At 67.3% G+C, this 13,396-nt stretch carries 14 protein-coding genes; 5 read left to right on the top strand and 9 right to left on the bottom strand.

Annotated features, from left to right (window positions below; translation table 11 throughout):
• The first annotated feature begins 90 nt into the window (after positions 1-90).
• Positions 91-786, top strand: a complete 696-nt coding sequence (gene hemQ / locus AB0H61_RS03575; RefSeq protein ID WP_357298720.1) for a hydrogen peroxide-dependent heme synthase — start codon at positions 91-93, stop codon at positions 784-786.
• 222 nt (positions 787-1,008) lie between these two features.
• On the opposite strand, the gene msrB is transcribed toward hemQ, so the two are convergent.
• The 4 genes from msrB to AB0H61_RS03555 all read right to left on the bottom strand — a co-directional run bounded on the left by msrB (position 1,009) and on the right by AB0H61_RS03555 (position 5,229).
• A complete protein-coding gene (gene msrB, locus AB0H61_RS03570; RefSeq protein ID WP_357298717.1) occupies positions 1,009-1,452 on the bottom strand; it encodes a peptide-methionine (R)-S-oxide reductase MsrB in 444 nt (147 codons plus the stop codon).
• Positions 1,449-2,804 carry a glycosyltransferase family 87 protein gene (locus AB0H61_RS03565; protein ID WP_357298715.1) on the bottom strand — a complete coding sequence of 452 codons (1,356 nt, stop codon included), beginning with the start codon at positions 2,802-2,804 and terminating at the stop codon, positions 1,449-1,451. The genes msrB and AB0H61_RS03565 overlap by 4 nt, the downstream gene beginning before the upstream one ends.
• 77 nt (positions 2,805-2,881) lie before the next feature.
• A complete protein-coding gene (locus AB0H61_RS03560) occupies positions 2,882-4,435 on the bottom strand; it encodes an alpha/beta hydrolase (RefSeq protein ID WP_357298713.1) in 1,554 nt (517 codons plus the stop codon).
• A 32-nt stretch (positions 4,436-4,467) separates the two neighbouring features.
• Positions 4,468-5,229, bottom strand: a complete 762-nt coding sequence (locus AB0H61_RS03555) for a pyrimidine reductase family protein (RefSeq protein WP_357298711.1) — start codon at positions 5,227-5,229, stop codon at positions 4,468-4,470.
• A gap of 35 nt (positions 5,230-5,264) precedes the next feature.
• Between AB0H61_RS03555 and zapE the strand changes: the two genes are divergently transcribed.
• Both zapE and AB0H61_RS03545 read left to right on the top strand, forming a co-directional pair.
• Positions 5,265-6,284, top strand: a complete 1,020-nt coding sequence (zapE, locus tag AB0H61_RS03550; protein ID WP_357298708.1) for a cell division protein ZapE — start codon at positions 5,265-5,267, stop codon at positions 6,282-6,284.
• A gap of 75 nt (positions 6,285-6,359) precedes the next feature.
• A complete protein-coding gene (locus tag AB0H61_RS03545) occupies positions 6,360-6,869 on the top strand; it encodes a tyrosine-protein phosphatase (protein ID WP_357298706.1) in 510 nt (169 codons plus the stop codon).
• Here the strand turns inward: AB0H61_RS03545 and AB0H61_RS03540 are convergent, their stop codons facing one another.
• The 3 genes from AB0H61_RS03540 to AB0H61_RS03530 form a co-directional block, all read right to left on the bottom strand.
• On the bottom strand, positions 6,870-7,364 hold the full coding sequence (locus AB0H61_RS03540; protein WP_357298704.1) for a hypothetical protein: 495 nt from the start codon (positions 7,362-7,364) through the stop codon (positions 6,870-6,872). It lies immediately after the preceding gene.
• A 76-nt stretch (positions 7,365-7,440) separates the two neighbouring features.
• Positions 7,441-8,223 carry an ABC transporter permease subunit gene (locus tag AB0H61_RS03535; protein WP_357298701.1) on the bottom strand — a complete coding sequence of 261 codons (783 nt, stop codon included), beginning with the start codon at positions 8,221-8,223 and terminating at the stop codon, positions 7,441-7,443.
• A gap of 44 nt (positions 8,224-8,267) precedes the next feature.
• The gene (locus AB0H61_RS03530) at positions 8,268-9,155 is read right to left on the bottom strand and encodes an ATP-binding cassette domain-containing protein (RefSeq protein WP_357298699.1); all 888 of its coding nucleotides are present in this window, start codon (positions 9,153-9,155) and stop codon (positions 8,268-8,270) included.
• Between the two features lie 128 nt (positions 9,156-9,283).
• Here AB0H61_RS03530 and AB0H61_RS03525 point away from each other — a divergent pair, with 128 nt between their 5' ends.
• Positions 9,284-10,036 carry an alpha/beta fold hydrolase gene (locus tag AB0H61_RS03525; protein ID WP_357298697.1) on the top strand — a complete coding sequence of 251 codons (753 nt, stop codon included), beginning with the start codon at positions 9,284-9,286 and terminating at the stop codon, positions 10,034-10,036.
• A 22-nt stretch (positions 10,037-10,058) separates the two neighbouring features.
• Here AB0H61_RS03525 and AB0H61_RS03520 read toward each other — a convergent pair whose 3' ends face one another.
• Both AB0H61_RS03520 and AB0H61_RS03515 read right to left on the bottom strand, forming a co-directional pair.
• Entirely contained in the window at positions 10,059-10,589 is a 531-nt protein-coding gene (locus AB0H61_RS03520; RefSeq protein ID WP_357299835.1) for a GNAT family N-acetyltransferase, read from the bottom strand.
• 5 nt (positions 10,590-10,594) lie between these two features.
• A complete protein-coding gene (locus AB0H61_RS03515; RefSeq protein ID WP_357298695.1) occupies positions 10,595-11,827 on the bottom strand; it encodes an MFS transporter in 1,233 nt (410 codons plus the stop codon).
• A 313-nt stretch (positions 11,828-12,140) separates the two neighbouring features.
• Here AB0H61_RS03515 and AB0H61_RS03510 point away from each other — a divergent pair, with 313 nt between their 5' ends.
• Positions 12,141-13,376 carry a cytochrome P450 gene (locus AB0H61_RS03510; RefSeq protein WP_357298692.1) on the top strand — a complete coding sequence of 412 codons (1,236 nt, stop codon included), beginning with the start codon at positions 12,141-12,143 and terminating at the stop codon, positions 13,374-13,376.
• The last annotated feature ends 20 nt before the right edge of the window (positions 13,377-13,396 follow it).

Genomic DNA, 13,396 nt, shown 5'->3' with positions numbered 1-13,396 from the left:
TCCGCGGTCGTGAGCCACAACCCCGGTCCCGAGACGTCGCGGACAGCCCACCCCGACCCCCGACCCGCCCGCAGTGGCACGATAGGAATCATGGCGCGACTCGACTATCAGGCTCTCAACTCCACCATCCGCTACCTGATGTTCTCGGTGTTCCAAGTGAAGCCGGGTGCGTTGGGGGAGGATCGGGCCAAAGCGATCGCGGACGCGCAGACGTTCTTCGACGGGCTCGCCGACCGCGACGTGGTGGTGCGCGGCCTCTACGACGTGGCGGGTATGCGTGCCGACGCCGATTTCATGATCTGGACCCACGCCGAGCGCCTCGAGGATCTGCAGGCCGCGTACGCGGATTTCCGCCGGACCACGGAACTGGGCCGCGCCAGCACCCCGGTGTGGAGCAATGTGGCGCTGCACCGCCCGGCCGAGTTCAACAAGAGCCACATTCCGGCCTTCCTGGCCGGTGAGGACCCGGGCAACTACATTTGCGTCTACCCGTTCGTCCGCTCCTACGAGTGGTATCTGTTGCCGGACGAGGAGCGTCGCAAGATGCTCGCCGATCACGGCAAGGCCGCCCGCGGCTACCCGGACGTGCGCGCCAACACGGTGAGCTCGTTCGCGCTCGGCGACTACGAGTGGATTCTCGCCTTCGAGGCGCCGGAACTGCACCGCATCGTCGACCTCATGCGCGACCTGCGGGCCACCGAGGCGCGTTTGCACGTGCGCGAGGAGATCCCGTTCTTCACGGGCCCGCGGGTCGAGGTGGACAAGCTCATCGCCGCACTGCCCTGACGGCGCCTCCGGCCGGGCCGCCGAGGCTCGGCGGCCCGGCCTTCGTCGGCGGATCCGGGCCAGCTACGGCCCGGCATTAACCTCCAAAGTCGGGCGATACGCCCGCTGACCTGCGGAATCCGCCGATGGCACAGACGCGGGACGTGTGCATGCCCCGGCAATTAGGGGCATGCACCGTACGCTCCGCAACCCGTACGCTGCGCTGAGCGCGGAGCCGGTTACTTACTCCGCTGCGCTGTCCGAGGGGTGCAGTCGCAGCGCGATCGAGTTGATGCAATAGCGCTTATCCGTGGGCGTGTTGTACCCCTCGCCCTCGAACACGTGTCCGAGGTGGCTGTGGCAATTGGCGCACAGCACCTCGACGCGGTGTATGCCGAGCGTGTCGTCGGAACGCAGGATCACAGCCTCCGACTCGGCCGGGTCGAAGAACGATGGCCAGCCGCAAGGCGAATCGAACTTCTCGGTGCTGCGGAACAATTCTGCTCCGCAGGCCCGGCACGAGTAGACGCCCTCGGTCTTGGTATCGGTGTACTCGCCGACGAAGGGGCGTTCGGTCGCGGCCTGTCGCAGTACCGCGTACTCCTCGGGATTCAGCTTGGCCTTCCACTCCTGAGGCGTCAGCTGGATCTTCGGGGCGGGTAGTGACGTATCAGCGTCGGAACTCATTGCTCCACGCTAATGCGTTTCTCCTCGACGGGTACCGAACCGTTATGTGGCCTGGGCGAATCCACGGCGGGCAGCTCCGCGACGGTGCTCGTGGGGGATACGGGCTCGACGGTGTCCTGATCGCGCGAATCCGGCGCGTCCTTCATCCAGACGGGGTCGATAGTGCCCGAGGACAGGCGGCCGTCGCGGCGCGCGGCCAGGTACCGCTCGCCGAGTACGCAGAAGATCACGATGAGCAGCAGCGTCCAGCCGAAGGTGATGCGCAGGTACTCCAGGTTGCGCCCGACGTTCTGCCAGCGGTCCGACAGCCATTTGTCGTAGGACATGAAGCCGAAGACCGCGAGCCAGGCGGGCCAATTGCGCATAACCGAATTGCGCAGCACGACCGACATCAGCAGCGGGAACAGCATCATCGAGTAGTACATCTGGCCGAGGCCGGAGAGCAGGAACATCGCGGTCAGCAGCACACCCGACGAGGTCGTCACGAAGAACAGCTCGTCCTGGCGGTAGTAGCGGTACAGCAGCCACAGCGAGATGGCTACCAGCGCCGCCATGGTCAGGCGCATGCCCCAGGTCAGCCAGTCCGGCAGGCCGTAGTAGGCGGCATTGCCCGAGATCGCGCTGTTGAAGTAGTCCCGGGTTTCCAGGATGTAGGGGAGGGTCCGGGTGAAGAACTGATCCGCATCCTTCATCAGCGGCCAGGCGATCACCGTCGTCACGACCGGTACACCGATCGCGGTGATGAACACCTTCCACTGCCCGCGGGCCGCCGCGATCAAGACCAGCGGCGCCAGTGTGGGCTTCACGGTGATGCTCAGGCCGAGTATCGCGCCCGCCCACAGATCGCGTCGCTGCAACAGCAGGTGCATGAACAGCAGTTCGGCCAGCAGGATGCAGCCGTTCACATTGGTGAAAACCAGTGTGTTGATGACGGTTTCGGACATGAACATGGCCAGCAGCAATGCGGGCGCGGCCACCGATTTCACGGTGTACTTGAACAGCCGCAGCAGCAGGTACCAGGCGAGCAGGATGGCTGCCGCATTGAGCAGAATGAAGCACCATCGGGACTTTTCGGGGTCGATCAGCGCCAGCGGCGCGATCATCAGGGTGCCCCCCGGCGGGTACAGGTAATGCGGATCGACAGAGTCGAAGTTCGCCGTGTACACGGGTCGGCCGTTGAGGAAGGCCAGGGACGCGTTGTACACCGGTTTGAAGTCATCGGTGATGAATCCGTTGACAGCCTTGATGAAGACCCGGTTCAGCACGGTCATGACCGCAAGGGGCCATAATGCGAACTTGATCACCTCGGCGGTGGTACGAGCGGTGCGCGGCTCGAGCTGTCGAAGTAACACTGGGGCACGGTACACCGGATCAGCCGACAATAGGTTGCCGGGACCTGTCCGGGCGTGCCCGAGTGGTCAAGTCGAGATCAGGCCGGACACGCGGTGCCATCGGCGGGCAGCTTCGCATCCTTCAGATATTCGAGCAGCGCGCGCTGGGCGCAGCCGGAGTGCGTGACGACCGGATGTCCCCAGCCCTGCCAGTTCATCGTGGCGTGCCGGGCACCCGAGGTGCCGAGGGCGCCGGTGACCGATGCGAGCCCGCCGTTGCCGACCACGGGATCGGCGATACCGCCGAGCACCAGCACCGGAAGGTGCAGCTTCTCCGGCAGCGGCGGGGCCGACGCCACCGGCCAGGCGGCGCAGTCCAGTAGTGCGATCGCGGCGGCCTTGCCGAATACCGGGTATTTCTGGCCCCAGGTGGTGCTCAGCTCCTTCGCCTTGGTCGGGGTCGGCGGCTGCTGGGTGTCGCTACAGCGGTTGACGAACTGCCCGTCGCTCGCGGTCGCGGCCGATTCGCGCAGGATCAGGTTGCCGAGTGCGCCGCGATCGCCGCGCCCGGCAGCCGACAGCGCGTCCGCGAGTTCGGCGACCCGGTTGGGCTGGTCGGCGCGCGGGCCGCCGAGGAAGCCGGTGATGGCGGTGAGCAATGAGTTCGCGGAGATATCGCCGAGTTCGCCGTTGCTCGCCCGGTTCACCAGGTCGGTGACGGCGGCACGCGGATTCGATCCGAGCGAGCAGCCGAGCCCGATGCAACGCTGGGCGAAGGCGGTCAGCGCCGCCTCGGCGCCCTGCAGCCGATGGTCCTCCTTGGTAATGGCGTCGGTGCCGACGGCCTCGGGGGAGTCGAGCACGAGCCGGGCCAGGTGGTCGCCGAACTTGCGCGCGTAGCTGAGCGCCACCTTCGCACCGTTACCGCTGCCCAGCAGGTCGATGTGGTCGACCTGCCACTGCTTGCGCAGCTGCTCGATATCGTCGGCGGCGTGCGGCGCGTCGAAGGTGCCCTCGTAGGGCTGGAGGAAGTCCCGGCAGGCGATGGTGCCGTCCTGGCTGAACCCGGTCACCGCCTCGACAGGATCCGGTGCTCCCGGACCGAATTGGGCGTTGTCGGCGAGACCGCGGCGGATATCCTGCGGCAGGCAGTCGATCGGTTGCGAGGTGCCCAGGCCGCGCCGGTCCACCGCCACCACCGGGCGGTCGGCCAGCAGTGCGCTGACCCCGACGGCGAGGCCGGCCAGAGTAGCGGTGGAGGACCGGTCCGATCCGGAGGTGAATACCAGCGGCGCCACGTCGGTCGGCGTCTGTGCCAGCCGGGCCCGCATCGCACCGGCGCGGAAACTGCCCAGCACGCTGCCCGAGGCATCGATAGGAGTCGAAAACTCGGCGCAGTCGAGCACCAGTCCGGCCGGGGCGGGTCCGAGGCCGAGCAGGGCCAACGTGGGCGCGGTGCATTCGCGCCAGCTCAGGTCGGTCTTGGGCAGCTCGGCCTTGGGCGGCGGCGCGGTCGCGGAGGTGGCGGGCCCGCCGCCCCCGACCGTCGGACGCTCGACGGCCACGCCGGGGCGGTCGGAGGGTCCCGCACCGCAGCCGGCGATCATGATCGAGAGTGCCGAGGCCAGTACGGCGGCTCGAGTCCAGCGCATGCGTTACAGCCTGCCAGGTTTCCGGCGCGGTTTCATCGACGGGCCCACCGGGTGAGGATCGTGCCGTCCTGGTCGAGCAGGACATGCCTGCGCACCATGGCGCGTTGGAACTCGTGCGCGGACAGCGCGATTCGCCGTGCCGTGCCGCCGACCAGCAGTGGTGCCGTGGTCAGGCAGAGCTCGTCGACCGCATCCGCCTCCAGCAGTTCGCCGAACAGGTGCGGACCGCCCTCGCACAGCACCCGGCGCAGTCCCCGCTCGGCGAGGGCGGCCAGCAGCGACCGGGGTGTCACGGCGACACCGCCCGCCTCGATCACCTCCGCGCCGGCCTCGGCGAGTTGGCGCTTGCGATCGGCGGGTGCGGTCGTGGTGGTGATGATGAGCGGCGCGACGGTGGTGTCACTGAACAGACGGCAGCTCGGCTCGATGGCCCCGCTCGCGGTGACCACCGCGATCGGGGGCGGCGCGCCGTCCGGATGCCCGCCGAGGCCCCGGTGGTACAGGGCGCGCCGGCGCGCCGGGTCGGTGCGCGCGCCGCCGTAATTCTCGGATCGCACCGTTCCCGCGCCGATCAGGATCACATCGGCGAGGTCGCGCAGCATCATGAATACGGTCCTATCGGCCGGCGTGCCCAGGCCGGCCGACAGGTCGCCGCTGGTCGCGGCGCCGTCGATGCTGGAGACGAAATTCGCACGGACCCAGGGCGCGTCGAGCGATGATGGGTAGGCGTAGAGCTCTGCCAGGCCGTCGGGGTTCAGCTCTGTGAGCTGGATCGCATTGTGGATACGCTGCATGAAGCAACATCACACCACGTTATTAGGCTTCGCCCATGCAAGAACGCCTCGTCGATCGCCACCCTGAGGTTCCGGCCGATCAACTCGTCGCTCAGATGGTGCCGCCGCCCATGTTCGACGAGGTCAGTTTCGCCTCCTACATCCCCGACCCCAAGGAGCCGAGCCAGGCTGCCGCGGTGCGCAAGGCGGAGGATTTCGCGGGGCAGGTCACCAAGATCCACCACGCCGGGAACAAGAAGACCCTGTTCGGCAAGAAGAAGCCGGTCAGCGGTGCGGGGCTGTACCTGGACGGTGGCTTCGGCGTCGGCAAAACCCACCTACTCGCCTCCATCTTCCACAGCGCGCCCGCGCCGAAGTCCTTCGGCACCTTCGGTGAGCTCACCAACCTGGTCGGCGCGCTGGGCTTCAACAACGCGGTCGAACGCCTCTCCGGCAACAGCGTGCTCTGCATCGACGAATTCGAGCTGGACGATCCGGGCGACACCATGCTGGTCTCACGGCTGCTGACCGAATTGTCCGCGCGCGGCGTCTCCATCGCTGCCACCTCCAACACCCTGCCCGGTCAACTGGGCGAGGGCCGTTTCGCCGCGCAGGACTTCATGCGCGAAATCAAGAAGCTGGGCGCCATCTTCGAGGCGGTGCGGGTCGATGGCCCGGACTACCGGCATCGCGATCTGCCGCCCGCGCCGGAGCCGACCTCGCCGGAGTCGCTGGCCGATCGGGCCGCCGCCACACCGGGTTCCACGATCGACGAATTCGACGCGCTGCTGAGGCACCTGAGCACACTGCATCCGTCCAAGTACGGCGCGCTGATCTCGGGCGTCTCGGCGGTCTACATTTCCGGCGTGCACCCGGTCACCGATCAGGCCGTCGCACTGCGCATCGTGGTGCTGGCCGACCGGCTCTACGATGCCAGCGTCCCGGTCACCGTGTCGGGGGCCAAGCTCGATCAGATCTTCTCGCAAGAGATGCTGGACGGCGGGTACCGCAAGAAGTACCTGCGCGCCATCTCGCGTCTGCTGGCGCTGTCGCGGTTCGAAGCCGCGCCCGCATAGCCGAATCCGCTGGGTTTCCGCCGGTGTCCGGTTGTCCGCCGACACCCGGCGGACCAACGAACGGAGCTCATCATCGTGACCCGTGCCCTCCGCGCCTCGGTCGCCGCCGCCACCGGCCTCGCCATTGCCTTCGGCCCGGTGATCGCTACCGCGGTCGCCGATCCGGCGGCCGCCGCCGAGACCACCTTCGACCGTTCGCTATCCCTACAGGGTGTGCAGAACGCCCGGGACGCGGGCGGATACCGCACCACCGACGGCCGGTGGGTTCGCACCGGGCTGGTGTACCGCACCGGCCAGCTCAATAACGCCACCCCGGCCGACCTGGCGACGCTGAGCGGCCACGGGATTCGCGTCGTCGACGACCTGCGCACTGTCTACGAGCGCACCATCGCCCCGGATCGGGTGCCCGCGGGCGCCGTCCAGAACTGGGACGACGTCATCGGCCAGGCCCCTCCGCAGACCTTGGCCACCACCCTCACCGGCGGCGACGACCTCTACCGCGCGTTCATCACCGCGCCGGGCGCGAACCAGGCATTCGCCGAAGGCGCCGATATCACCGCGCTGAAGGCGAAGATGCTGGCCTGATCAGGACCGGGGGTGCTCGGCCCACCACCGGTCGATCAGCGCCGGAAGTTCCTTGGCCAGCCACACGAAGAATTCGTGCATATCGCGGATGCGCGCGGCCTCCTGGCTGTCCGGATCCTCGAACAGGGCCAGGCCGCGGGCGGTCATCGTGATCAGCGAGTCGTACTGGCTCATCTGCTGGCTCTGTAGTTCCGGCATGACGCCCGGGCGCATCTGGTAGTAGTCCCTGCGGTCGCCCGGCTTGGAGATCTTGTCGACCCAGCGCATGGTGACCAGGGTCTTGAGCGCGGTGGAGATCGAGCCCTTGGAGGCTTGCACCGCGTCGGCGACCTGACCGAAGGTCTGCTCCGGCGGATTGCAGACCAGTAGCCAGCCCGCAGCCCGACCGGTCATCCGGACCAGACCCATGCGCTCGAGGACGAGCGCGAACTCCTCGACGAAGGCGAGTTGTTCCGGTGTGGGCGAGGTCGGCTGCTCGGGTTCGGTGCTGCTCATAGCTCGAGTATCCCTTCAGGCGTCGTGAATTGTGGAAAGCGGGGCGGGCCATGTCGGCCCGCCCCGTTCGCGGTGGCTACACCGCGAGGTCGCGGCGATCGAAGGCGATCAGCGCGGCCGTCAGGCCGACGGCGATCAGGGCGGCCAGAACCGCCAGGTCGACCGCGCTCCAGCCGTTCACCAGTGGTGAGTTACCGATCGCGTAGGAGAAGGGTGAGAGCTTGCGCAGCCAGTCGGCGCCGTCGAACATGCCACCCAGGTTGTTGGCCAGGTAGGCGCTCAACGCCACCAGCGACGCGAGACCCAATGTCAGCGCCCGCTTTCCGGTGATTGCGCCCATCAGCAGGGTGACGGTGCCGACCACCAGGGTGAGCAGGCCGAGCCCGACGCAACCCGCGACGATATTGCCCGTAGGGATCCCCATTCGGCCCGCATCGGCGCCCGCGATAACGGCGAAAGTGAAGACGGTGGTGACGATTCCGGTCTGCACGGCCAGTGCGGCGAACCGCTGCCGCAGTAGGCCGGTGCGGCTGATCGGCTGGGCCAGAAGTAGATCCAGGGTTCCGTTGTCCTCCTGGGTCGCCGAGCGCGCCGCGAAGGTGATCGCGAAGACGAGCAGCAGCAGCGAGCCCATCAGCGAGAACACCATCGACTGCAGATACCCGGTGGCGCTGGCGAAATCGCCCATGCCCATGGCGTCGTAGAGCTTGTTGTCCTTGATGTTGTCCAGCGTGCCCTGCTCTTTGAGCGACTGATAGGACGGCAGGTACATCATCGGGACGATGACCAGGCCGATCGACCAGCCGATCAGGCCGCGCCGCTGCTCCTTCAGTGTCTGGCTGAAAACCGTGCGCTTCATGACGAATTCTCCTGTGCGATAAGTATTTCTAGATGCCGATGTGATCAGCGGCCGTAGAGGCTGAAGAAGATCTGCTCCAGATCCGGTTCGGTGGACAACACGCTGACCAGGTGATATTTGGCGGCCACCTTGAACAGCTCGTCGACCTCCCCTTCGGTGGTGCAGCGCACCGTCTTCGCGTCCATGGTGAGATCGCGGACGCCGGGCAGGCGGGCGAAGTCGTCGGCGAAGATCTCCTCGCCGAAGATCAGTTCGACCGAGCGTGGCGAGCGCCGCCGCAGATCCTCCACATTCTCGGTGCCGAGCAGCCTGCCCGCCCGCATGATGACCGCTCGGTCGGCGGTCTGCTGCACCTCGGTGAGGATGTGCGAGGACATGAAGACCGTTTGCCCGTTCGCCTTGGCCGCGGTCACCAGATCCAGGAAGCGTTGCTGCAGTAGCGGATCCAGGCCCGAGGTTGGTTCGTCCAGGATCAGCAGATCGGGGTTGTGCATGAAGGCGGCGATAATGCCGACCTTCTGTTTATTGCCCTTGGACATGGCGCCGACCTTCTTGGACAGGTCGAGGTCGAGCAGTTCCGCGAGTTCGGTGATCCGGTTCCCGGATACCGTGCCGCGCTGATCGGCCAGGAAGCCGAGCAGGTCGCGCGCGGTATTGCGGCCCTCGATCTGGAGTTCGCCCGGCAGGTAGCCGATGCGCTTGCGCAACTCGGCGCCGCCCTTGCGGGGGTTCGTGCCGAGCACCTCGACGTGCCCGGAGGTGGGGCGGAGCAGATCCAGCAGGATGCGGATCGTGGTCGACTTGCCCGCGCCGTTGGGACCGAGGAATCCGAACACCTCACCCCGGGCCACTTCCAGGTTCAGGTCGGTTAGTGCCACATGCTTGCCGTAGTGCTTGGTCAAGCCTTCGGTGCGAATCGCGGCGGTGGTCATGCTGCTCCTTCGAATTCTCCATCAGGTTCCGTAGGTCCCGTCCGTTCCATAAGAACCAACGTGTTCAGTAAAGACTGAACATGCAGAACTTGTCAACGGGTAGGAATCGGATCATTACTATTCGGCCCATGACGAAGTTCAAGACCTGGGACGGGCTGGAGCTCAACTACCGCGTCTGGGAGGGCGAGGGCACCCCGGTCGTGTTGCAACACGGGGTCGTCGCCGACACCAATGCCAACTGGATGAGCATGGGCGTGGTGAACGCACTGCAGAGCGCCGGTCACCAGGTGATCTCCCTGGATGCGCGCGGGCACGGGCGTTCGGAGAAACCGCACGACCCGGCGCGCTACTCGTGGGATGCGATGGCCAAGGATGTGCGGGCCCTCTACGACGAACTCGGGCTGGAAGAGGTCGCCCAGGTGGGGTATTCGATGGGCGGGGTGATCTCACTGCTGGTCGCCGCCGCGGATACCCGGGTCCGGCGCCTGGCGGTCGGCGGCATCGGCTCCGGTGTGATCGACTGCGGCGGTATCGACCGCCGTGTCATCGAGGTGGAGTGGCTGATCGAGGCGATGAAGGACGACGGCGCGGCCGCCCCGCCCATCGCGCAGATGTTCCGGCTGCTCGCCGATGCGGTCGATGCCGATCGGGTCGCCATCCAGGCCGTGGCGCAAGCCCTCGACGAGCGCCCCATCGAGACCCTCGATGACGTCACGGTGCCCGCCCTGGTCTTGGCCGGGGATAACGACCCCTTCGCCGCCGAGCCGCAGCGCTTGGCGGATGCCCTCCCCGACGGCCGCGCGGTGGTGGTCCCCGGCGATCACATGATGGCGGTGATGAACCCCGGCTTCTCCGCCGCCCTGGTCGATTTCCTGCGGTGACCGATCGCCGGGTGCGCGTGCGTCAGAAGGCCAGGCGCATGACGTAGTCGTGATGGAGCTGGTTGCCGACGTGGAAGGTCTTGGTGCCGACACGCTGGAAGCCGTGTTTGAGGTAGAAGCGTTGCGCGCGCTGGTTTTCCTGGTTGACGCCGAGCCAGACGCCCGCGGCGCCGTCGTCGCGGGCGCGTTCGAGGGCGGCGCGCATCAGGGCCTTGGAGACGCCGCTGCCGTGGTGGCCCGGGAGCACGTACATCTTGGAGATCTCGACCACCGGTGACAGGTTCACCGCCGCGGCGACCTGGGGATCGGCCGGTTCGCCCGCGTGCAGCATCGTGTAGCCGACGATATCGCCGCCGGTGACGGCCTTGAGTACCGTCCGGGTGGGATCGGTCAGATATTCACCGAACCGCTCGCCGGACAGGACGTCGCTGATGAAGATCTCGATATCGTCCGGAGTGGCACCGGGCGGGCACGCGAGCGGGAAGGTCGCCGCCGCAACATCACTGAGGGCCTCGGCGTCCCACAATCCGGCTCTGTCGACGGTGACCAGGATGTTGCTCATATGTCCAGTACAGCACGACTCGCATCCGATATGGGTCGCTTGTCCGTGTCGGGACGGGAATCGAATACGGCGGCCGACACGATCAACACTGCCGCGAAGACCAGCGGAACCACGAAACCGGCCCGATAGGTGAATGCGGCCGTGATACCCCCGACCACCACCCCGGCCACCAGCGTGCCCGCGTAATTGAACAGGTTGAGCCGGGCGACGAGCGCGTCCAGTGCGGTGCCGCTGGTCAGCTGCCCGGCCTCGCTGAAGCAGAGCGGTGCGATTACCCCGATGCCGAGACCGGCGATCAGGAATCCGGCGATCGCGATCACCGTGACCGGCGCGGCGACTACCAGCGCGATCCCGGCCACCCCGAGCGCCGCCACCGCCCGCACCACGCGGCGCGGCCCGAAACGCCGAACCCAGGCGTCCCCGGTGAGGCGGGCCAAGAGCGACGCACCCTGGTACGCGGCCAATGCCAGCGTGGCGGTCGCCGAACTCGCGCGCAATTCGTCGGTCAAATAGAGGGCCGACCAGCTGCCCACGGTGAGGTCGATGGCGAAGACGAGGGCTAGGGCGAGGCCGAGGGCGAGGAATACGCGCCGGGCGACCGTGCCGGATGCCCTGGATTCGCCGTCACCCGTCGCATGTTCCGCCGGACCGGCTTCCGCCTCCTGTTTGCCAAGTAATCGCGGGCCGATGACCAGCCCCACCACGAGGACGATCGCGGCCGCGATCAGCAGCGATTGGCGCAGCGTGATGCCGAGCGACTCGGTCGTCGCGACGAACAGCGCCCCGCCGATCGAACCGGCGCTCCACGCCGCGTAGAACGATGCCAGGATGACGGTGCCGTAGCCGTGCTGGATGAAGACCGCCTGCATATTCGCGCTCGCGTCCACGATGCCGAGCGCGACGCCGTAGCATCCCAGCGTCACCAGCAGCACCGCCGTATTCGGCGCCAGCGCGATCGCGCAACCGGTCACCGTGACGAGCAGCAATCCGATACGCACCGTGGTGCGGCTGGACCAGCGCGTCGCCACCTGCTCCGCGGCCACACTGCCGCCGCCCGCCAGCAGTGAGGCCAGCAGCACCGACACGGCGATCGTCGTGTCGGACAACCCGAACTTCTCCTGCTGCTGGGGAAGGTGACTGAGCACCACGGCGAAGAAGAAGCCTTGCATCCCGAATGCGAACGAGTCCGCGATCCGGGCGCCGCGCACGGCGGGCGCGATCGAACTCATCCCCGGAGGCTAGCGGTCGCCCGGTACCCGCGCTCGTCGGATCGATCGGACGTGACGATGTCGAACCCCACACAGATGTGCCGGTCACCGCGGGATCCTGGCCGAATCCAGTGACTCGTGCCACTATCGAAGGGGTCGGATCAGCCAACGGCCACAACTGATTTCGACAGCACACGGGCACCCGGCCGGGCGCATCGGCTCCGGGCCCGCCTTCCATCGCCGTTGCGATGGGAGGCGTGCGCGGACTCGGGGTCGACAGTGCGCGGGGGTGGCGCGGCGCACCGATATTCGCGAGCGGGGAAGGGTTTCACAGATGAGGCAGTTGCCACCGGACTTCTTTCGTACACCGTATGACCACTACGAGAAGCTTCGAGCCGAAGGCCCGGTCCACGAGACCGAGTTCCGCACCGGATTGCGCGCCTGGCTCGTGGTCGACTACGACGCGGCACGCGAGGTGCTGCGCAATCCGACCGTCCGCAAGGATCCCCACACGGCCGCCGGGACGGCAGCGCGCAGCCTCGCGGCGGGTGACAGCGGAGTCACCGCGGTCAATTCGCGGTTGTCGTACCACCTGCTCAACACCGATCCGCCGGACCATTCCCGACTGCGCAAACTGGTGACCCCGGCCTTCGCCCCGGCCCGGATCGAGGCGCTGATGCCGCGGGTGCGGGCCATCACCGACGACCTACTCGACCGCCTCACCGCGACCGCGGCGAGGGGGCGAGTGGATCTGATGGCGGAGTTCGCCTTTCCATTGCCGATCACCGTCATCTGCGAAATGCTCGGGGTCCCGATCGCCGATCGCGCGCGATTCCGCGACTGGTCCACCATCGTCTCCGACGTCACGCTCTCCGACCCGGCCGAGATGCGCCACGCGACCGACGCGATCGTCGACTACTTCGACGCACTGATCGCAAAGCGACGCAGCACCGGCCTCGGCGAGGATCTGCTGTCCAGTCTGATCGCCACCACCGCCGAGGACGACCGCCTCACCGACGACGAGGTGATCTCCATGGCGTTCCTGATCCTCATCGCGGGTCACGAGACGACGGTGAACCTGATCGGCAATTCCGTACTCACCCTGCTGTCGGACCGCGCGAAATACCGGGAGCTGCGCGCGAATCCGGATCGGGTGCCCGCCTTGGTCGAGGAGATGCTGCGCTACGACGGTCCGGTGAATATGGCGACGCTGCGCTACACCACCGTGCCGACCACCCTGGGCGGCACCGAAATCCCGCCCGGCGAGCTCATCCTCGTCGCCCTGGGTTCGGCCAACCACGACGAGAAGCATTTCCCCGCCGCCGCCGAATTCGACCCCGTCCGAACCGCCAACGGCCACATCGCCTTCGGCTACGGGATCCACTACTGCCTCGGCGCGGGCCTGGCCCGATTGGAAGCGCGCATCGCGCTGTCGGGGCTCGTCGAGCGTTTCCCGGAGCTGCGGTTGGCGGTCGACGCCGACGAGATCGAGTGGCGCCAGAGCATCCTGTTCCGCGGGGTGCGGGATCTGCCGGTCGAGCTATCGGGCGCCCCGGCGCTGCGGGGGTGAGATCCACCGGCCGCCTGAGC

Origin of the sequence: Nocardia sp. NPDC050710, assembly GCF_040654375.1 — a bacterium.
Classification (GTDB): Bacteria; Actinomycetota; Actinomycetes; order Mycobacteriales; family Mycobacteriaceae; genus Nocardia.
This window is presented reverse-complemented; position numbering and strand designations above follow the sequence as displayed.